This window comes from Streptomyces verrucosisporus (genome assembly GCF_017114865.1).
Classification (GTDB): Bacteria; Actinomycetota; Actinomycetes; order Streptomycetales; family Streptomycetaceae; genus Streptomyces; species Streptomyces fenghuangensis.
In genome coordinates, this window is record NZ_JADEYH010000003.1 from 134105 (window position 1) to 154262 (window position 20158).

The following is a 20158-nucleotide window of genomic DNA, read 5'->3' on the forward strand; positions in this document are numbered from 1 at the left end:
ATCTCGGGCCCGTCCGGGCCCCGCTCTCACGACCCCGCGACAACGGTCGCGCTCCCCCGCGGCCGCCCCGGTCCGCGGCGGCCCTACGAGGTTATCCACAGCCTTGACACCTTGGGGCCCGGACGACCACCATTGAACCGAACGATCGGTCGGTTGGTTCCTCGCCAGGAGCAAGGGAGCTCTGCATGACGACGCTGCTGCCGGAGACGGACCGGGGCGGAGGGCCCGGAGCGCACCAGGAGGTGTTCGACGCGGCGATCGCGGCGGACGAGCGGATCGAGCCGCGCGACTGGATGCCCGACGCCTACCGCGCCACGCTGGTGCGCCAGATCGCCCAGCACGCCCACTCCGAGATCATCGGCATGCAGCCGGAGGCCAACTGGATCACGCGCGCGCCCTCGCTGCGCCGCAAGGCGATCCTGATGGCCAAGGTGCAGGACGAGGCGGGGCACGGGCTGTACCTCTACAGCGCCGCCGAGACGCTCGGCGCCAGTCGCGACGAGCTGCTGGACAAGCTGCACTCCGGGCGCCAGAAGTACTCCTCGATCTTCAACTACCCCACCCTGACCTGGGCCGACGTCGGCGCGATCGGCTGGCTGGTGGACGGCGCGGCCATCACCAACCAGGTGCCGCTGTGCCGCTGCTCCTACGGGCCCTACGCGCGGGCCATGGTCCGCGTCTGCAAGGAGGAGTCCTTCCACCAGCGCCAGGGGTACGAGCTGCTGCTCGCGCTGAGCCGTGGCACCGAGGCCCAGCACGCCATGGCGCAGGATGCCGTGGACCGCTGGTGGTGGCCGTCGCTGATGATGTTCGGACCGCCCGACGACGCCTCGAAGCACTCGGCCCAGTCGATGGCCTGGAAGATCAAGCGGCACTCCAACGACGAGCTGCGCCAGCGCTTCGTGGACATCTGCGTGCCCCAGGCCGAGTCCCTCGGCCTGACCCTGCCCGACCCCGAGCTGCGGTGGAACGAGGAGCGCGGGCACTACGACTTCGGGCCGATCGACTGGTCCGAGTTCCACGAGGTGCTGCGCGGCAACGGCCCGTGCAACGATCAGCGGCTGGACCGCCGCCGCCGCGCCCATGAGGAGGGCGCCTGGGTGCGCGAGGCCGCCGCGGCGTACGCCCGCAAGCACGGCGGGCAGGACGGCGACGGAAGGACGGCGGCATGACCACCAGCGAATGGCCCCTGTGGGAGGTCTTCGTCCGCAGCAGGCGCGGCCTGTCCCACACCCACGTCGGCAGCCTGCACGCGCCCGACGCCGAGATGGCCCTGCGCAACGCGCGGGACCTGTACACCCGGCGGTCGGAGGGCGTCTCGATCTGGGTGGTGCCGTCGTCCGCGGTCACCGCCTCCTCGCCCGACGAGAAGGACCCGTTCTTCGAGCCCGCCGCCGACAAGCCCTACCGCCACCCCACCTTCTACGAGGTCCCGGAAGGGGTGCGGCACCTGTGAGCGCTCCCCGCACGGCCGTGCTGGCCCTCGGCGACGACGCACTGGTCCTCTCCCACCGGCTGGGGGAGTGGGCCGGGAACGCACCCGTCCTGGAGGAGGAGGTCGCCCTCGCCAACATCGCGCTGGACCTCCTCGGCCAGGCCCGCGCCCTGCTGACGATGGCCGGGGACGAGGACGAGCTGGCGTACCTCCGCGAGGAACGGGCCTTCACCAACGTGCAGCTCGTCGAGCAGCCGAACGGCGACTTCGCCCACACCATCGCCCGCCAGCTGTACTTCTCCGCCTACCAGGAGCTGCTGTACGAGCGGCTGGCCGACGGCGGTACCGACGACGCCGAGCTCGCCGCGCTGGCCGCCAAGGCGGTCAAGGAGGTCGCCTACCACCGCGACCACGCCGAGCACTGGACACTGCGCCTGGGCGACGGCACCGAGACGAGCCGCAAGCGCATGAAGGACGCGCTGGAGGGGCTGTGGCGCCACACCGGCGAGCTGTTCCGGCCCGTCGAGGGCCTGGACGTCGACTGGGCCGGACTGGACGAGCAGTGGGCGCGGCGCATCACCGGTGTGCTGGAGCGCGCGGCCCTCACCGTCCCCGAAGGGCCGCGGAGCAGCCCCTGGGCCGCCGGCGCCGGACGGCAGGGTGTCCACACCGAGCCGTTCGGCCGGATGCTCGCCGAGATGCAGCATCTGCACCGCAGCCACCCTGGAGCGTCGTGGTGACGCCCCCGGCAGAGGCGAAGGCGGCAAAGGCGGCGGCTGGGACGACGGTGCTGGAGGCGGAGCTGCGTGAGATCGCCGGCTCCGTCCCGGACCCGGAGCTGCCGGTGGTGTCCCTGGCCGAGCTGGGAGTGCTGCGCGGTCTGCACCTGCTCGGGCCCGGCCGGGTGGAGGTCGAGCTGACCCCCACCTACACCGGCTGCCCGGCGGTGGAGGCGATGTCCGCCGACGTGGAGCGGGCACTGCACGAGTACGGCGTGGCGGAGGTGACGGTCCGCACGGTCCTCTCCCCGCCCTGGACGACGGACGCGATCACCGCCGAGGGCCGCCGCAAGCTGGCCGAGTTCGGGATAGCCCCGCCCCGTCCCGGTGCGGGTGCCTCCGACAGCGGCGGGCCGGTCGCGGTGGACCTGGCCATCCGCTGCCCTCACTGCGGCTCGGCCGACACCACCCTGCTCAGCCGCTTCTCCTCCACCGCCTGCAAGGCGCTGCGCCGCTGCGCCTCCTGCCGGGAGCCGTTCGACCACTTCAAGGAGCTGCTATGAGGTTCCATCCGCTCCGGGTCCGCGAGGTGGAGCGGCTCACGGACGACTCGGTGGCCGTGGCGTTCGAGGTGCCGCCCGAGCTGCACGACACCTTCCGCCACGTTCCGGGCCAGCACGTCACCCTGCGGCGCGAGGTGGACGGCGCGGAGGTGCGCCGCACCTACTCCGCCTGCTCCCCCGCCGTCCCCGCACCCACCGAGCCGGTACTCCGGGTCGGCATCCGGCTGGTGGAGGGCGGCGCGTTCTCCGCCCACGCCGTCAAGGAGCTGTCCGCCGGAGACACGGTCGACGTGACGCCCCCGACGGGCCGCTTCACCCTGCGCCCCCGTCCCGGCCGCTTCGCGGCGGTCGTCGGCGGCAGCGGCATCACACCGGTGCTGTCCATCGCCGCCACGCTGCTGGCCGAGGAGCCGGACGCCCGGTTCTGCCTGATCCGCACCGACCGCACCGCGGCGTCGGCGATGTTCCTGGAGGAGGTCGCCGAGCTGAAGGACCGCCACCCGGACCGCTTCCATCTGGTGCACACGCTCTCCCGCGAGGAACGCCAGGCCGGCCTGCCCACCGGGCGGCTCGACGCCGAGCGCCTCGCCGACCTGCTGCCCGCCCTGCTGCCGGTGCCCGACGTGGACGGCTGGTTCCTGTGCGGGCCGCACGGGCTGGTCCGGGAGGCGGAGCGCGCGCTGACCGCGCTCGGGGTGCCCGCCGCCGAGGTCCACCAGGAGATCTTCCATGTGGACGACGCCTCCCCGGCCGCGGAGCAGCGGACGGCCGCCCGTACCGCGCCCGGCGGCTCGAAGCTCACCGCCACGCTCGACGGCCGGATGGGCGTCTGGCCCGCCGCCGAGGGCGAGACGCTGCTGGAGACGGTGCTGCGCAACCGCTCCGACGCGCCCTACGCCTGCAAGGGCGGGGTGTGCGGCACCTGCCGTGTACGGCTGGTGTCCGGCGAGGTGAGCATGGACCGCAACTTCGCCCTGGAGCCGGAGGAGGTCTCGGCGGGATATGTGCTGGCCTGCCAGTCGCGGCCGGTCACCGATGCCGTCGAGGTGGACTTCGACGCCTGAGGGTTCCAGAGCCTCTCGGACGGTACGGCCCACGGCCCACGGGCCCTTGGGACAACCGGCTTTCGCACAGCCGGTGGGCCCGGCGCGCTCCGACTCCGCGCCGGGCCTCTTTCACTCGCGGATCACAGCTCACAGCACATGTCATGCGTCACACGGCGCCCGCCTCGGCAGCACGCCACGCAAGCAGCGCGCTCCCGTCTGCCTCACGCCACGTGGGCAGGTCCCCGCCCGTCGTTCACCAGCGGCTTCCCGGCAGCCTCCCAGGCCAGCATGCCGCCGTCGACGTTCACCGCGTCGATGCCCTGCCCCAGCAGATACCGCGTGACCTGCGCCGACCGGCCACCGACCCGGCAGACCACGTACACCCGCCGGTCCGCGGCCTTCTCGGTCACCTCGCCGAACCGTTCCACGAACTCGCTCATCGGCACGTGCACGGCCTCCTCCGCGTGCCCGGCCGCCCACTCGTCGTCCTCCCGGACATCCAGCAGAAGGCCCTCCGACGGCACCGCCGCGGCCTCCACCGAAGGAATCCGGCCGTACTGCATCAGGTCACGCCCCTCTCACCCGGCCCCGGCCCTCCGGCGCCGTCCCACACATTCCACACATGCCGCATGCTCCGACCGAGCACCCCGGCCGACCGCCTTCCGGGAACCTAACCCGTCGGCCCCGGCCGCTCCGCCCGGCCCGCCTGGTCCATCCGACCGGTCAGCTCGGCCAGACGCGCCTCCTTCTCGGCGATCCGCTCGTGCAGCCGCCCGGCGATCTCCTCCAGCAGGCCGTCCGGATCGTCGGGCGCCAGCCTGAGCATGGAGCCGATCGCGCCCTCCTCCAGCTCCGCCGCGGCCGCGGCCAGCATCTCCTTGCGCCGCGCCAGCCACTCCAGACGCGCGTACAGCTCCTCGCCGCGGGCGGCCGCCCGCTCCTCCCCGGTCCGCGGCCCGGCGGCCCACTCCTCGGCCAGCGCGGCGAGCGCCTCCTCGTCGCCGTCGGAGTACGCCTTGTTCGCCCGGGTCATGAACTCCTCGCGCCGCCCGCGCTCCGCCTCGTCCTGCACCAGGTCCGGATGCGCGGAGCGCACCAGCTCCCGGTACAGGCGCCTGGCCCGCTCGCTGGGCCGCACCCGCTCCGGAGGCCGCACCCGCTGCCCGGTGAGCATCGCGACGGCCTCCGGTGGCAGCCCGGCGGAGTCCATCCAGCCCTGGTACAGCTCCTCCACGGCCGGCATCGGCAGGAAGGAGGCGCGTGCCTCGCGCGCTCTGCGCACGTCCTCAGGGTCGCCGGTGCACGCGGCCACCGCCTCGGCGATCAGGACATCCAGTTCCTCGATCCGGCCGTACAGCGGACCGAGCCGCTGCTCGTGCAGCCGGGAGAAGTTCTCCACCTCGACCCGGAAGGTCTCCACGGCGATCTCGTACTCGATCAGCGCCGTCTCGGCCGCACGCACGGCCCGCTCCAGACGCTCGACGGCCTCCCCGCCGACGCTCGGGGCGGCCTCCGGCGCATCCTGCGGCTCATGCGTCTCGTGCCCGGCCTGCCGGGCTTCCTGCTGGGCTTCCGGATCCACGGGCTTCCTCGCGACGGCGTTCCACTGCGCCCCGGCCCTGACCGGCTCCCTGACCGGGGTCCTGACCGGGATTCGCGCCGCGGCCGCCGGGAAGGCTCCCCGGCCGGACGGCGGCGTCACCCGGCCAGCCTACGGCTCCTCCGGCCCGTGCCTCACACCCCGCCCGCGCTCCCGTCCGCGCGCAGGTCCTCGGGCCCGGCCTCGCACCCCGCTCTCACACCTCCCGTTCGGCCGGCAGCCGCCCGGCGCGCACCGCGGCCGCCAGCTCCGCGTGGTCCCTCTCGGTACGGTCGGCGTAGGCGACCGCGAAGGCGGCCACCGCCTCGTCCAGTTCCTCCGACTTGCCGCAGTACCCCGCCAGCAGCCGCGGATCGGCGCTGTGGGAGTGCGCACGGGCCAGCAGAGCCCCGGTCATCCGCGCGTAGTCGTCGATCTCGCAGGCGCCCAGCGCCGCCGGGTCCACGCTGCCCTTGCGGTTGCGGAACTGCCTCACCTGGTACGGCCGCCCCCGTACCGTCGTCCAGCCCAGCAGCGTGTCGGAGACCACCTGCATGCGCCGCTGCCCCAGCACCACCCGGCGCCCCTCGTGCACCGGTCCCGGCCCCGGTTCCGGCACCGGCCCGGCGATGCCCGCCAGGACCGTGTACGGCCGCAGCACCGACGGCCGCGCCTCCTTCACCTGGAGCACCAGCGGCTTGCCCCGGTGGTCCAGGAGCAGCACCACGTACGAGCGTGTGCCCACGCTGCCGGTGCCCACGACCCGGAACGCCACGTCGTGGACCGCGTACCGCGCCAGCAGCGGCAACCGGTCCTCGGGCAGCGTCCCCAGGTACTCCTCCAGCGAGGCGGCCACGGCCGCCGCCTCCTCGTCGGACACCCTGCGCAGCACCGGCGGGGCGTCCACGAAGACCCGGCCGCCGTCACCGGTCTCCCGGGTGGACTTGGCGGCGAAGCGCGCGCTGGTGTTGCGCCGGGCCTTCTCCGAGACCCGCCGGAGGGTGCCCAGCAGATCGTGGGCGTCGGCGTGCGAGACGAGCTCCTCGTCGGCGACGGCGTTCCAGGCGTCGGCCGCCGGCATCCTCGCCAGCAGCCGCAGGGTGTGCCGGTAGGCGCCGGCCGCGTCGTACGCCGCCGTCCGGCACACGTCCTCGTCCGCCCCCGCCTCCCGCCCGGCCAGCACCAGGGAGGCGGCCAGCCGCTTGAGGTCCCACTCCCAGGGGCCGCACACGGTCTCGTCGAAGTCGTTCAGGTCGATGGTCAGGCCGCCGCGGGCGTCACCGTAGATGCCGAAGTTCGCGGCGTGCGCGTCACCGCAGATCTGCGCGCCGACGCCGGTGGCGGGCGTGCCGTGCGCCAGGTCGTACGCCATCAGCCCGGCGGAGCCGCGCAGGAACGCGAAGGGGGAGGCGACCATCCGGCCGACCCGGATCGGCACCAGTTCCCCGATCCGGCCCCGGTTGGACTCCTCCACGGCCGTCACCGCGTCCGGCCGCCCCGGCGCCTCGGAGAACCCGGCGTGCGCCCGCCTGGGCACCGCCTCCCGCAGCGTCCTGCCCTCCCGCTTCGGCGCCCGCAGGCTCCCGCGGTCCGCGAAACCCGGCACATACGGCAGCCGCTCGTCCACGGCCCCCACCCCCTGCTACTTACCAGCGGGCGGCGGCAGGCCGGCACCGACCGGGGCCGACCCGCGCCGACCGCGACGATCAGCGGACTCGAAGGTACCCCCCGATCCCGGCCCGGGGCAGTGCCGGGACGGCCGGAGTCGGCACCACGCCCATCTCCCGCCGTCCGCCGCCCGAGCCGCCGCGCCCCGGCCGGGGCTCCGCCGACACCGGGGAGTTGGCCGGATACCTGCGTGAGCTGGGGGAGGAGATCGCCCGGCTCCGGCGTGACCTTGAGGAACTGCGCCGATCCCGCCGGGCGGAGGACTGACCGACCACCGTCGCGACAGACCCGAACGGAGTAGCGGTGACCGATCCGATCGTCACCGTCGCCGACGGCTCCGGGCGCAGTCTGCGAGCCCTGGTGCGGGCGGCCCACTCGGCCGCGCTGCACCACTGCGTCCTGCGCGTCGTCCATGTGCTGCCCTGCCGGGAGCACGACCTGCCCTTCTTCCCCGAAGGCCGCTTCGCGGTGGCGCAGCGCCGCGGCCACGACCTCGTCGAGGAGGCCGGCGCCCGGGGCCCGGGGTCTCCACGCCGGCCGGCTGGACGGCGGCCTCCTCGTCCACAACCGCCCCGATCCGCTGCTGCCCGGCCTCCTGGTCTGCCGCCCCGATGCGGTCGCGCGCTTCCGCTTCCCCTACGCCGATCCCGGACACATACGACGAGGAGCGGGCCTCCGACAGTGACTTCCGCCACTTCCGGAGACCCGCTCCTCGGTACTTCTCTGTGCGCGAGGGGGGAGTTGAACCCCCACGCCCTTTCGGGCACTGGAACCTGAATCCAGCGCGTCTGCCTATTCCGCCACCCGCGCATGGGTGTTGCCGCTTTGATTCTCCCACGCCCCCGGACTTCTCTCGTCCGGTCCGGTGGGATCGCCTGGCGACACACAGAACATTAGCACGCTGTCCGGGGTGGTCTCACACCCATATCGACCGACCACGGTTTGGGACACTGGACCCGTGCCACCTCTACGATCCGTGTGAGGGTTGACACCCGCGCGCCGGGTCCCGGTGGGGAACCAGCCGTTCACCCCGCGCGTGGATACGATCAGTAAGCAGTATCGGAAGGCAACGCGTCGTGCGCGACCGCGACCGGCGCACTAGAGCCGTGGGCATCGGGGAAGGAGGTGCACCGTGGGAGTTCTGAAGCGCTTCGAGCAGCGTCTCGAGGGTCTCGTCAACGGCACCTTCGCCAAGGTGTTCAAATCCGAGGTGCAGCCCGTCGAGATCGCGGGCGCCCTCCAGCGCGAGTGCGACAACAACGCCACCATCTGGAACCGGGAGCGGACGGTCGTCCCCAACGACTTCGTCGTCCAGCTCAGCGCCCCGGACTTCGAGCGCCTCAGCCCCTACTCCGGTCAGCTCGGCGACGAGCTGGCCGGCATGGTGCGCGAGTACGCCAAGCAGCAGCGCTACACCTTCATGGGCTCGGTCAAGGTGGGCCTGGAGCGGGCCGACGACCTCGACACCGGCCTGTACCGGGTGCGCAGCCGCACCCTCGCCTCCAGCTCCTCCCAGCACCAGTCCCCGCACGGCGCGCCACCTGCCCCACAGGCCCCCGGAGCCCCCGGCGGCTACGGGTACCCGCCGCAGCGCCCGGCCGGGCCGCCGCCCATGCCTGCCGGCCCGCCCCCCGGGCACGCCCCCGGCGCTCCGATGCCGCCCGCCCGGACCCGCCACTGGATCGAGATCAACGGCACCCGCCACCAGATCTCCCGCCCCACCATGGTGCTGGGCCGCTCCACCGAGACCGACGTGCGGATCGACGACCCCGGCGTCTCCCGGCGCCACTGCGAGATCAGGGCCGGAAATCCGGCGACGGTCCAGGATCTGGGCTCCACCAACGGCATCGTGGTGGACGGACAGCACACCACGCGCGCTACGCTCCGCGACGGCTCACGCATCGTCGTGGGCAGCACCACGATCATTTACCGGCAAGCCGAAGGGTGAAGCGGGGGCAATGTCAGAGCTGACCCTGACGGTCATGCGGTTGGGTTTTCTCGCCGTACTGTGGCTGTTCGTCATCGTGACCGTGCAGGTCATCAGGAGCGACCTCTTCGGCACCCGCGTGACCCAGCGCACGGCCCGCCGTGCCGAGGCCCAGCGTCCTCCCCAGCCGCGCCAGGCCCCGCAGCAGGCGGCCCGCGGCGGGCGGCAGCGCCGCGGCGCCCCGACCAAGCTGGTGGTGACCGAGGGGTCACTCACCGGCACCACCGTGGCCCTCCAGGGCCAGACCATCACGCTCGGCCGGGCCCACGACTCCACGATCGTGCTGGACGACGACTACGCCTCCAGCCGCCACGCCAGGATCTACCCGGACCGCGACGGCCAGTGGATCGTCGAGGACCTGGGTTCCACCAACGGCACGTACCTGGACCGGACCCGGCTCACCACACCGACACCGATCCCGCCCGGTGCGCCGATCCGCATCGGCAAGACGGTCATCGAGCTGCGGAAGTAGTGAACGCGACCATGACGACCGGAGGGTGGGCACCGTGCGGATGTACCCGGAGCCGACGGGCGAGGTGCGCATGAGTCTGTCACTGCGCTTCGCCGCCGGATCGCACAGAGGCATGATCCGCGAGGGCAACGAGGACTCCGGCTACGCCGGTCCCCGGCTGCTCGCGATCGCCGACGGGATGGGCGGCCAGGCCGCCGGCGAGGTCGCCAGCTCGGAGGTGATCTCGATCCTCGTGCAGCTGGACGACGACGTCCCCGGCTCCGACCTGCTCACCTCGCTGGGCACGGCGGTGCAGCGCGCCAACGAGCAGCTGCGCGTCATGGTCGAGGAGGACCCGCAGCTGGAGGGCATGGGCACCACGCTCACCGCCCTGCTGTGGACGGGCCGGCGGCTCGGTCTGGTGCACGTCGGCGACTCCCGCGCGTACCTGCTGCGCGACGGCCGGCTCACCCAGATCACCCAGGACCACACCTGGGTCCAGCGCCTGGTGGACGAGGGCCGGATCACCGAGGAGGAGGCCACCACCCACCCGCAGCGCTCCCTGCTGATGCGCGCGCTGGGCAGCGGCGACCACGTGGAACCGGACCTGTCCATCCGCGAGGTGCGGGCCGGGGACCGCTACCTGCTGTGCTCCGACGGCCTGTCCGGCGTCGTCAGCCACCAGACGATGGAGGAGACCCTCGCCGCCCACCAGGAGCCGCACGAGACCGTGCAGGAGCTGATCCAGCTCGCCCTGCGCGGCGGCGGTCCCGACAACATCACCTGCATCGTCGCGGACGTCCTGGACGTCGGCGACGACACCCTCGCCGGCCGGCTCAACGACACCCCGGTCATCGTCGGCGCCGTCGCCGAGAACCAGCAGCAGCTCGGCGACTCCGGCGCCCTCCGGACCCCGGCGGCCCGCGCCGCCGAGCTCGGCCGCGGCGGCGTGCCCCAGCAGCAGTCGTCCGAGGGGCCGCAGGGGAGCTTCGGCCCGCCCGGCAGCGGTGGCGCCACCCCGCCCGCCGGGGCGTTCGGCACCTACGCCGAGGGCGACTTCGCCAAACCGCGCAAGCGGTTCAGGTGGCTGAAGCGGATCCTCCTCGCCCTGCTCGTCCTCGGTCTGCTCGGCGGCGGCCTGTACGGCGCCCACAGATGGACCCAGACCCAGTTCTACGTCGGGGCCGACGGCGACCGCGTCGCGATCTACCGCGGCATCAGCCAGAAGCTGGCCTGGATCCGGCTCAGTGAGGTCGAGCGGAGTTCGCCGGTCGAACTCAAGTACCTCCCGACCTACCAGCGCAACGAGGTCGAGGCCGGGATCTCCATGGACAGCCTCGCCCAGGCGGAGAGCCGGCTGGAGAAACTGGCGGAGCAGGCCGAGGTCTGCGAGATCGTCGCCGCCCAGCGCAGGGCGAAGGAGCGCGCGGAGACGGAGGCCGGGAAGGCCGACGAGAACGGCTCCGCCCGCGAGGGCGACGGAGCCGGCGAGCGCTCCGAGCCGTCCGCCTCCCCCGACCCGGCCACCTCCTCTCCCGACTCCCTCAACTCCGCCGCCACCGCCAGCGTCAAGAGCCCGACCGCTCCCACCCCCGGCCCCACCCTCCCGGAGGAGCAGCAGAGGCTCGCCAAGCAGTGCACCACGTGATAAGGGGCCGCACGCCATGAGCACCAGTCAAGCCACCGGGACCACCGGCAGCAACACGACGATCTCCCCCGGAGGTCTGCCCAGCCGCCGCAACACCGAGCTGGCGATGCTCGTCTTCGCCGTACTGATCCCGGTTTTCGCCTACGCCAACGTGGGCCTGGCCATCAACGGCGAGATGCCCGCCGGCATGCTCGGCTACGGCCTCGGCCTCGGTCTGATGGCCGGCGTGGCCCACCTCGTGGTGCGCAGGTTCGCGCCGTACGCCGACCCGCTGATGCTGCCGATCGCCACGCTCCTCAACGGGCTGGGGCTGGTGCTGATCTGGCGGCTCGACCAGTCGGAGAGACTGGTGGACCCCCCCGGCGCGCCCAACCAGCTGATGTGGTCCGCGCTGGGGATAGCGCTCTTCCTCGCGGTGCTGGTCTTCCTCAAGGACCACCGCATCCTGCAGCGCTACACCTACATCTCCATGGTCGTCGCGCTGGTCCTGCTGATCCTGCCGATGTTCTTCCCCGCCGTGAACGGCGCCAAGATCTGGATCTCCATCGGCGGGATGTCCATCCAGCCCGGCGAGTTCGCCAAGATCATCATCGCGGTCTTCTTCGCCGGCTACCTGATGGTCAAGCGGGACGCACTGGCCCTGGCCAGCCGCCGTTTCCTGGGCCTGTACCTGCCGCGCGGCCGCGACCTCGGCCCGATCCTGGCGATCTGGGCCCTGAGCGTGCTCATCCTGGTCTTCGAGACCGACCTGGGCACCTCGCTGCTCTTCTTCGGCCTCTTCGTGGTGATGCTCTACGTGGCCACCGAGCGCACCAGCTGGATCCTCTTCGGCCTCACCCTGGCCCTCGTCGGCGCGGTGGCCGTGGCCAGCTTCGAACCTCACGTCCAGAGCCGCGTGCAGGACTGGCTCGACCCCTTCCACGTCGTCCGCGAGACCGGTAACGCCAACCAGCCCGCACAGGCCATGTGGGCCTTCGGCGCGGGTGGCATCCTCGGCACCGGGCTGGGCCAGGGCAACTCCGATCTGATCATGTTCGCGGCCAAGAGCGACTACATCTTCGCCACCGTCGCCGAGGAGCTGGGCCTGACCGGTGTCATGGCGTTCGTGCTGCTGTACGGCCTGCTGGTCGAGCGCGGTATCCGCACCGCCCTGGCGGCCCGCGACCCGTTCGGCAAGCTGCTGGCCGTCGGGCTGTCCGCGGCCTTCGCCATCCAGGTCTTCGTGGTGGCCGGCGGTGTGATGGCCCTGATCCCGCTGACCGGTATGACCATGCCCTTCCTCGCTCAGGGTGGCTCGTCGGTCATCGCCAACTGGGCGCTGGTCGCGATCCTGCTGAAGATCAGCGACACCGCCCGGCGTCCCGCACCGGCCCCCGCACCCTCACCCGATGTCGAGATGACCCAGGTGGTCCGATCGTGAACAAGCCACTGCGCCGTGTCGCCATCTTCTGCGGTCTGCTCATGGTCGCCCTGATGGTCCGCAGCAACTGGATCCAGTTCGCCCAGGGCGACGAGCTGAGGAACGACCCGAAGAACCGCCGTGTCGCCATCGAGCGGTACGCCCAGCCGCGCGGCAACATCATCGTCGACGGCAAGGCCGTCACCGGATCGAAGGCGACCGAGGGCACCGACTTCAAGTACAAGCGGACGTACAGGAACGGCGAGATCTGGGCCCCGGTGACCGGCTACGCCTCCCAGGCCTTCGGCGCCACCCAGCTCGAGTCCATCTACGACGGCATCCTCACCGGCGACGACGACCGGCTGTTCTTCAACCAGACCATCGACATGCTCACCGGCGAGGACCAGAAGGGCGGCAACGTCGTCACGACGCTGGACGCCGACGTCCAGAAGGCCGGCTTCGAGGAGATGGGCGACAAGAAGGGCGCGGCCGTCGCGATCAACCCGGAGACGGGCGCGATCCTGGGTCTGGTCAGCACCCCCTCCTACGACCCCTCCTCCTTCGCGGGGAACTCCTCCAAGGACGCGGAGAAGTGGAACGGCCTGCTGAAGGACGAGGACGAGCCGATGCTCAACCGGGCGCTGCGCCAGACCTACCCGCCCGGCTCGACGTTCAAGGTCGTCACCGCCGCCGCGGCGCTGGAGAGCGGCATGTACGACATCGACGAGAAGACCGACACCCCGGACCCGTACCGGCTGCCGCAGAGCACCACCGACCTGGGCAACGACGGCAACCACCCCTGTGAGGACGCCTCGCTGCGGGTGGCCATGCAGTGGTCGTGCAACACAGTCTTCGCCAAGATCAGCGACGAGCTCGGCAACGAGAAGATGATCGATTACTCCGAGCGGTTCGGCTTCAACCAGGAGCACTTCGTCCCGGTCCGCGCCGCCGAGTCCGTCTACCCCGAGGACAACCGGCCGCAGAACGCCATGGCCGGCATCGGCCAGGCGTCCAACCGCGCCACCCCGCTCCAGATGGCCATGGTGGCCGCCGCCGTCGCCAACGACGGCAAGATGATGGAGCCGTACATGATGGACCAGCTCATCGCGCCGGGTCTCAGCGTCGTCGAGGAGCACAAGCCCAGGGAGATGGGCGAGGTCGTCTCGGGGGAGAACGCCCAGAAGCTCCAGCAGATGATGGAGACGGTCGTCGAGAAGGGCACGGGGGTCCCCGCGCAGATCGACGGCGTCACGGTGGGCGGCAAGACCGGTACCGCGCAGCACGGCGAGAACAACGAGAAGAACCCGTACGCGTGGTTCATCTCGTACGCCAAGACCTCCGACGGCTCGACCCCGATCGCCGTCGCGGTCGTCGTCGAGAGCGCCGACGTCCTCCGCGACGACATCGCGGGCAGCAAGCTGGCCGCCCCGGTGGCCAAGGCCATGATGGAGGCGGCTCTCGACGGCAAGAGGTGACCGGGAGGCCCGGTCTCCTCGGCGGTCGCGCCGAAGGTCACATCAGCGGTCGCATCCCGGCCCGCCGCACGGTCCGGGTACCGTATGCCGAGCAGCACCGCCGGACCGCGCAGGGAGACGGTCAGGACGCACGGAGAGGGCTGGAGACTATGGAAGAGCCGCGTCGCCTCGGCGGCCGGTACGAGCTGGGCTCGGTGCTCGGCCGGGGTGGTATGGCCGAGGTCTACCTCGCCCACGACACCCGCCTGGGCCGCACCGTCGCGGTGAAGACCCTCCGGGTGGACCTCGCGCGCGACCCCACGTTCCAGGCCCGCTTCCGCCGTGAGGCCCAGTCCGCCGCCTCGCTCAACCACCCGGCGATCGTCGCCGTCTACGACACCGGCGAGGACTACGTCGACGGGATCTCCATCCCGTACATCGTCATGGAGTACGTGGACGGCTCGACCCTGCGGGAGCTGCTGCACTCCGGGCGCAAGCTGCTGCCCGAGCGCTCCCTGGAGATGTGCGTCGGCATCCTCCAGGCGCTGGAGTACTCGCACCGCAACGGCATCGTCCACCGCGACATCAAGCCCGCGAACGTCATGCTGACGCGCACCGGGCAGGTCAAGGTGATGGACTTCGGCATCGCCCGCGCCATGGGCGACTCCGGCATGACCATGACCCAGACAGCCGCCGTCATCGGCACCGCCCAGTACCTCTCCCCGGAGCAGGCCAAGGGCGAGACGGTCGACGCCCGCTCCGACCTGTACTCCACCGGCTGCCTGCTGTACGAGCTGCTGACGGTGCGGCCGCCGTTCGTCGGGGACTCCCCCGTCGCGGTGGCGTACCAGCACGTGCGCGAGGAGCCGCAGTCGCCCAGCTCCTTCGATCCCGAGATCACGCCCGAGATGGACGCCATCGTCCTCAAGGCGCTGATGAAGGACCCGGACTACCGCTACCAGTCCGCCGACGAGATGCGCGCCGACATCGAGGCGGCCCTCGACGGCCAGCCGGTCGGCGCCGCGGCGGCCATGGGCGCGGCCGCCTACGGCACGGGCGGCGGCTACCACCCCGACGACCAGCCCACCACCGCCCTGCGCGCCGCGGCCCCGGCGTCCGCCCAGACCTCGATGCTGCCGCCGATGCGCGAGGACGACGGGGGCTACGGCTACGACGAGCGGCCCGACCGGCGGCGCGGCGGCGGGGGGCGCAACCAGCTCTCCACGATCCTGCTGGTCCTCGGCGGCATCCTGGTGCTGATCGGCGCGGTGTTCATCGGCAAGGTGATCTTCGAACCCACCGACAACAACCCGAAGGTGCCGAACCTGATCGGGAACACCTTCGAGGAAGCCGAGAAGAAGGCCGTCAACTCCAGACTCCAGGTCGCCGAGGGCGCCAGCGAGTTCTGCGAGGAGAAGAAGGGCACCGTCTGCAGGACCGACCCGGCGGCCGACACCGAGGTCGAGGAGGGTGAGACGATCACCCTGATCATGTCCAAGGGCCCCAGCGAGGTCGAGGTTCCGGACGTCGTCGGCGAGACGGCGGACGACGCCGAGCAGGAACTGAAGGACGCGGGCTTCGAGGTCAAGCGCGAGACCGAGGTCTCGGAGCAGCCGGCCGGCACCGTCACCGAGCAGGACCCGGGCAGCGGGGAGAACGCCAAGCCGGGCACCACCGTCACCATCACGGTGGCCACGGAGGACCCGCGGCCGACCCTGCCGCCCGTCGTCGGGCAGGACTTCGAGGCGGCCAGGAAGCAGTTGCAGGACGCGGGCTTCACCAACATCTCGCGCGCCGAGCAGGAGAACGGCGAGCAGCCCCCGAACACGGTCCTCAAGCAGGACCCCCCGGGGAACCAGAAGGTCGAGGCGGACACCTCCATCACCCTGATCGTAGCCAAGGCGCCCGCCGAGGAGCAGGTGGCCGTCCCCGCCATCGCCGCCGGCACGCCGCTCAAGGACGCCCGCAAGACGCTCCAGGACGCCGGATTCAACGTCAACGTGTCGGGTCCGGGCGACGGCAACGCCGTCGTCCTCACCACCGACCCGCCCGCCGGCACCCAGCTGAAGAAGGGCGAGACGGTCACCGTGCGCACCTTCGGCGGCGGAGGCGGAGGGGACGGCAGGCCGGGCGGTGGCGGCGGCTTCATCGAGGGGATGACCGGCGGGGACGACTGATCCCGCAGGACGCCTGCCGCCCACCGCCCGCGAGACCCGTACGCACGCGGTGCAGCCGAGGGCCCCGACCGGAAGCGACCGGTCGGGGCCCTCGGGCGTTCCGTCCCCGGGCGGACCGGGCGGACTGGGCCGGCGGGGCGGTGGTGCCGCGGACGGTAGGCGCCGCGGCCGGGGCCCCACCGCCCGGCCACAGCCCGGCCACCACTCAGCGCCTGCCGCTCAGCGCGGCGTACCGGTCAGCGCAGCTCCTTCGGCGGGGTGCGCTGCTCGTCCACCTTCTCGGTGCGCACCAGCTCGCCCCAGACGATGTAGCGGTAGTCGGAGGTGAGGATGGGGGTGCAGGTCGTCAGGGTGACGTACCGGCCGGGCTTCTTCTTCCCGGACTCCTCGGGGATGTCCGCCAGCACGCCGACGTTGTACTTGGATGTCTTGGGGAGCGTCTCGTAGACCTTGTAGACGTACCAGGTGTCCTCGGTCTCCACGACGATCGGGTCACCCTCGTCGATCTTGTGGATGTCGTGGAACTTGGCGCCGTGGCCGTCGCGGTGCGCGGCCAGCGAGAAGTTCCCCTCGCCCTCCCACGGCGGCGCGGCCTCCACGGGGTCGGTGTAGTAGCCGGCGACGCCCTTGTTCAGCTCCTCGGTGTCGGTGCCCTTCTTGATCAGCACCTCGCCGCCCATGGACGGCACATGGAGGAAGCCGACGCCGTCCCCGCCCTCGTACTCCTTCTTCCCCTCGCCGCCCGGCCCGTCCTTCGCCCAGCTCTCGCGCACCTCGTTGCCGTCGCGCTCGGCCTCGCGGTTGGCGAGCACGTTCGTCCACCACAGCGAGTAGGCGACGAAGAGGCCCAGCACCACACCGGCGGTGATCAGCACCTCGCCCAGCAGACTGACAACGGCCGGAAGCCAGGAGCGCCGGCGGCGGGGGGCGGGCGGCGGGCCCGTCCGCGAACCGTTGTCCTGGTCGATCACTGCCACCCGACGCACCGCCCGTTCCCCTCCGCAGTTCCTGTGCGCAGGCTATCGGACGAGAGCGTCCGGCTTCCCCTCGCTGCGCGGACGCTCCTCGGCCAGCTTCCCCCAGACGATCATCCGGTACTTCGAGGTGAACTCGGGCGTGCAGGTGGTCAGGGTGATGTACCGCCCCGGCCCGGTGAACCCCGATTCCTCGGGGACGGGGTCGATGACGCCGACGTTCGAGGGCAGGGTGGAGTCGAGGCGGTTGGCCATCTCGTAGACGTAGTAGGTGTCCTTGGTCTCCACCACGATCGGGTCGCCCGGGTCGAGCTTGTTGATGTAGCGGAACGGCTCGCCGTGGGTGTTGCGGTGCCCGGCCACAGCGAAGTTGCCCTTCTCGTCCCAGGGCATCGCCGTCTTCAGGGGCTCCTCGCCGTAGTGGCCGACCATGCCCCGGTCGAGGACGCCGTCCTCGTCCACCCCCTCGGCGACGGGCACCTTCACGTCCAGCCTGGGGATGTGCATGATCGCGAACCCCTCGCCGGCGGAGAAGGCACCGGGGTCGCGGCTGTCCTCCTCCCCCTTCTCGCCCCAGCGCTGCTCCAGCTTCTTCGCCTCGTCGCCCGCCTGGTGGTTGGCGATCACGTTCGTCCACCACAGCTGGTAGGAGACGAACAGCAGCATCACCACCCCAAGGGTGATGAACAGCTCTCCGAGGACCCGGCTGGCGACCACCATCGGGCTCTCCCGGCTCGCCCGCGCCGCGCGGCGGCGGGCGGCACGGCCTCCGGGCAGGGGCTCGCCGGCCTCCGGGGCGGACCCGCCTCCGGACCCGGACGCGGAGGACTTCTCGTGCGGCGCCGGGGACGGGACCGCCACCCGGCGCAGCGCCATCGTCTCGTCCGCCGGGAGGTGCGCCTGCCGCAGCGCCACCGTCTCGTCGTCGAGGGCCGGGGCCGGTGCGGGCCCGGGAGCCGGTGCGGGCCCGGGAGCGGGAGCCGGCTCGGGGGCGACCGGCCGGTACGCCTCCGGGTACATCCGCGGGTAGGAGTCGGCGCCGGGCGCATACGGGTCGGCGTAGGGCGCGTACGTCTGCGGCCGCTCCTCCTCCCGTACCGGCTCCTGCCCCGGCAGCGGATCGTTCAGCGGATCGGCGAGCCGCCCCACCGCGGCCTCGAAGGCCTGCTGCTCGGCCTGCTCGGCGTAGTCGTCGGGGTGGGCGTCGGCGGGCGGGCCGGCCCGGTGGCGCCCGGCGAGCGGGTCAGCCCCGTGGGTGCCCTCCGGACGCAGGGCCGTCACGCCCCGACCACGGGGGCCAACCCCCGCGAGCGCTCCACGGCGCCGGTGTCACCGCACTCCGCGAGCCAGTTGGCGAGCATCAGGTGGCCCCACTCGGTGAGCACCGACTCGGGGTGGAACTGCACGCCCTCCACGGGCAGTTCCCGGTGACGCAGCCCCATGACCACGCCCGTCTCGGTCCACGCGGTGACCTCCAGCTCCGCCGGGACGGTGGCGGGCTCGACGGCGAGCGAGTGGTAGCGGGTGGCGGTGAAGGGGGAGGGCAGTCCGGCGAAGACACCGCCGTCGCCATGGCTGACCAGCGACGTCTTGCCGTGCAGCAGCTCCGGCGCCCGGTCCACCACACCGCCGTAGGCCACGGCCATGGACTGCATGCCCAGGCAGACGCCGAAGACCGGCACACCGCTCGCGGCGCAGTGCCGGACCATCTCGACGCAGACCCCGGCCTCCTCCGGCGTGCCGGGCCCGGGGGAGAGCAGCACGCCGTCGAAGGAGTCCCGCGCGTGCCCGGGGCGGACCTCGTCGTTGCGGAGCACCTCGCACTCGGCGCCGAGCTGGTAGAGGTACTGGACGAGGTTGAAGACGAAGCTGTCGTAGTTGTCGACGACCAGGATGCGCGCGCTCATCGTCCCTGCCCCGATCCGGCCCGTCCCTCGTCGACCGTCACGTCACTGAACGGGAGCAGGGGCTCCGCCCAGGGGAAGACGTACTGGAAGAGCACGTAGACAACCGCCAGGGCCAGCACGAGCGAGAGCAGCGCCCGTACGAGCGTGTTGCCCGGCAGATGCCGCCAGATCCAGCCGTACATGCCGTGTAGCCGTCCCTTCTGTTACTCGCGCAACCAGAGTACGGGTACGCGGGCCCGGCGGGAGGCACAAGTCCCGCAATGCGTCACAGGCCACCCGCGGCCCGGCCGCCTAGTCCACCGGCGTGCTCCGGGTCAGGTCGACCGAGCCCGAGTAGCCGGGGAGGGTCACCTTCTCGTGCTCGTCGACCGACCAGCCCAGACCGTAGGCGTCGACGTACTCCCGGTAGTTGCGGACGGCGGGGGCGGCGTCCAGCGCCTCGCGCATCCGGTCGGGATCGCCGACGGCGGTGACGGTGTACGGCGGGGAGTACAGACGGCCCTGGAGGATCAGGGTGTTGCCCACGCAGCGCACCGCGCTGGTGGAGATCAGCCGCTGGTCCATGACCTTCATGCCCTCGGCCCCGCCCGCCCACAGTGCGTTGACCACGGCCTGGAGGTCCTGCTGGTGGACGACGAGGTCGTTGGGCTGGGGTTCGGGGATGCCGGGCATACGGGCGACGGCGTCGGGCGGGGCGTCGTCGAGGGTGACGGTGAGGCCGGAGCCGGAGAGCTTCTTGGTCCCCGCGGTCCGCTCCAGCTCCTCGAAGACGCGCTTCTCGCTCTCGGTGCCGCCGCTGTCGCGCCGGGCGAGGGCGTCGACCTCCCGGCGCAGGGATCCCACGGACTCGTTCAGCGCCTCGATGTCGTCGCTGCGGTCCTCGATGAGGTCGGACAGCCTCAGCATCGAGTCGTCGGTGCGCAGGTCGGTGCCCTGGGCGGTGTTGAAGCTGACCCAGAAGAGGAAGCCGGCGAGGGCGAAGACGCCCGCCGTGGCGAGCCGGACGGGCCGGAAGCGGGAATTGGTCACCTTACCCTTGTCTCCCTCCAGCACGCGGAAGTACTACGCTAGCGGAATCAGGAATCGTCCCCTCCCCGGCCTCCGGCCGGATCCCGAACCGGGCTCCGGCCGCCGGGGAAGGGCCATCACGA

At 72.0% G+C, this 20158-nt stretch carries 19 protein-coding genes and 1 tRNA gene; 11 read left to right on the top strand and 9 right to left on the bottom strand.

From position 1 onward, the window contains the following. Positions 1–185: 185 nt before the first annotated feature. From paaA to IQ279_RS06325, 5 genes are read left to right on the top strand one after another with little or no spacing between them, the layout of a single operon-like run. Positions 186–1172: a 1,2-phenylacetyl-CoA epoxidase subunit PaaA gene (gene paaA, locus IQ279_RS06305; RefSeq protein WP_206347325.1), complete on the top strand. Its 987-nt coding sequence runs from the start codon at positions 186–188 to the stop codon at positions 1170–1172. Then, positions 1169–1456: a 1,2-phenylacetyl-CoA epoxidase subunit PaaB gene (gene paaB / locus IQ279_RS06310; protein ID WP_206347326.1), complete on the top strand. Its 288-nt coding sequence runs from the start codon at positions 1169–1171 to the stop codon at positions 1454–1456. Before paaA ends, paaB begins: the two co-directional genes overlap by 4 nt. Then, entirely contained in the window at positions 1453–2175 is a 723-nt protein-coding gene (paaC, locus tag IQ279_RS06315; protein ID WP_206347327.1) for a 1,2-phenylacetyl-CoA epoxidase subunit PaaC, read from the top strand. The genes paaB and paaC overlap by 4 nt, the downstream gene beginning before the upstream one ends. Next, positions 2169–2717 carry a 1,2-phenylacetyl-CoA epoxidase subunit PaaD gene (gene paaD, locus IQ279_RS06320; RefSeq protein ID WP_372445081.1) on the top strand — a complete coding sequence of 183 codons (549 nt, stop codon included), beginning with the start codon at positions 2169–2171 and terminating at the stop codon, positions 2715–2717. Before paaC ends, paaD begins: the two co-directional genes overlap by 7 nt. After that, positions 2714–3781, top strand: a complete 1068-nt coding sequence (locus tag IQ279_RS06325) for a 2Fe-2S iron-sulfur cluster-binding protein (RefSeq protein ID WP_206347329.1) — start codon at positions 2714–2716, stop codon at positions 3779–3781. Before paaD ends, IQ279_RS06325 begins: the two co-directional genes overlap by 4 nt. 203 nt (positions 3782–3984) lie before the next feature. On the opposite strand, the gene IQ279_RS06330 is transcribed toward IQ279_RS06325, so the two are convergent. The 4 genes from IQ279_RS06330 to IQ279_RS06345 form a co-directional block, all read right to left on the bottom strand. Beyond that, positions 3985–4326 carry a rhodanese-like domain-containing protein gene (locus IQ279_RS06330; protein ID WP_206347330.1) on the bottom strand — a complete coding sequence of 114 codons (342 nt, stop codon included), beginning with the start codon at positions 4324–4326 and terminating at the stop codon, positions 3985–3987. A 107-nt stretch (positions 4327–4433) separates the two neighbouring features. Beyond that, the gene (locus IQ279_RS06335; RefSeq protein ID WP_372445082.1) at positions 4434–5345 is read right to left on the bottom strand and encodes a hypothetical protein; all 912 of its coding nucleotides are present in this window, start codon (positions 5343–5345) and stop codon (positions 4434–4436) included. A gap of 214 nt (positions 5346–5559) precedes the next feature. Then, entirely contained in the window at positions 5560–6978 is a 1419-nt protein-coding gene (locus IQ279_RS06340; protein ID WP_206347331.1) for a DUF2252 domain-containing protein, read from the bottom strand. A 758-nt stretch (positions 6979–7736) separates the two neighbouring features. Then, positions 7737–7820: transfer RNA gene (locus tag IQ279_RS06345), tRNA-Leu, on the bottom strand. A 322-nt stretch (positions 7821–8142) separates the two neighbouring features. Here IQ279_RS06345 and IQ279_RS06350 point away from each other — a divergent pair. From IQ279_RS06350 to pknB, 6 genes are all read left to right on the top strand, one after another. Continuing rightward, complete coding sequence (locus IQ279_RS06350; protein ID WP_206347332.1) at positions 8143–8958, top strand: FHA domain-containing protein; 816 nt, start codon at positions 8143–8145, stop codon at positions 8956–8958. 10 nt (positions 8959–8968) lie between these two features. Next, positions 8969–9469 carry an FHA domain-containing protein FhaB/FipA gene (locus tag IQ279_RS06355; RefSeq protein WP_093851012.1) on the top strand — a complete coding sequence of 167 codons (501 nt, stop codon included), beginning with the start codon at positions 8969–8971 and terminating at the stop codon, positions 9467–9469. A 25-nt stretch (positions 9470–9494) separates the two neighbouring features. Next, a complete protein-coding gene (locus tag IQ279_RS06360; RefSeq protein ID WP_307792240.1) occupies positions 9495–11096 on the top strand; it encodes a Stp1/IreP family PP2C-type Ser/Thr phosphatase in 1602 nt (533 codons plus the stop codon). A gap of 16 nt (positions 11097–11112) precedes the next feature. Beyond that, positions 11113–12516 (top strand): FtsW/RodA/SpoVE family cell cycle protein, encoded by a 1404-nt coding sequence (locus tag IQ279_RS06365; RefSeq protein WP_206347334.1) that lies wholly within the window; start codon positions 11113–11115, stop codon positions 12514–12516. After that, complete coding sequence (locus IQ279_RS06370) at positions 12513–13970, top strand: peptidoglycan D,D-transpeptidase FtsI family protein (protein WP_206347335.1); 1458 nt, start codon at positions 12513–12515, stop codon at positions 13968–13970. Before IQ279_RS06365 ends, IQ279_RS06370 begins: the two co-directional genes overlap by 4 nt. A 149-nt stretch (positions 13971–14119) precedes the next feature. After that, positions 14120–16126 (top strand): Stk1 family PASTA domain-containing Ser/Thr kinase, encoded by a 2007-nt coding sequence (pknB, locus tag IQ279_RS06375; protein ID WP_206347336.1) that lies wholly within the window; start codon positions 14120–14122, stop codon positions 16124–16126. 236 nt (positions 16127–16362) lie between these two features. On the opposite strand, the gene IQ279_RS06380 is transcribed toward pknB, so the two are convergent. From IQ279_RS06380 to IQ279_RS06400, 5 genes are all read right to left on the bottom strand, one after another. Further along, the gene (locus tag IQ279_RS06380; protein ID WP_206347337.1) at positions 16363–17103 is read right to left on the bottom strand and encodes a class E sortase; all 741 of its coding nucleotides are present in this window, start codon (positions 17101–17103) and stop codon (positions 16363–16365) included. 42 nt (positions 17104–17145) lie between these two features. Beyond that, positions 17146–18381 carry a class E sortase gene (locus IQ279_RS06385; RefSeq protein ID WP_372445083.1) on the bottom strand — a complete coding sequence of 412 codons (1236 nt, stop codon included), beginning with the start codon at positions 18379–18381 and terminating at the stop codon, positions 17146–17148. Then, a complete protein-coding gene (locus IQ279_RS06390; RefSeq protein WP_206347338.1) occupies positions 18378–19007 on the bottom strand; it encodes an aminodeoxychorismate/anthranilate synthase component II in 630 nt (209 codons plus the stop codon). Before IQ279_RS06390 ends, IQ279_RS06385 begins: the two co-directional genes overlap by 4 nt. After that, complete coding sequence (locus IQ279_RS06395; protein ID WP_206347339.1) at positions 19004–19189, bottom strand: hypothetical protein; 186 nt, start codon at positions 19187–19189, stop codon at positions 19004–19006. The genes IQ279_RS06390 and IQ279_RS06395 overlap by 4 nt, the downstream gene beginning before the upstream one ends. A 109-nt stretch (positions 19190–19298) precedes the next feature. After that, positions 19299–20036: a DUF881 domain-containing protein gene (locus tag IQ279_RS06400; protein ID WP_307792241.1), complete on the bottom strand. Its 738-nt coding sequence runs from the start codon at positions 20034–20036 to the stop codon at positions 19299–19301. Positions 20037–20158 lie beyond the last annotated feature (122 nt).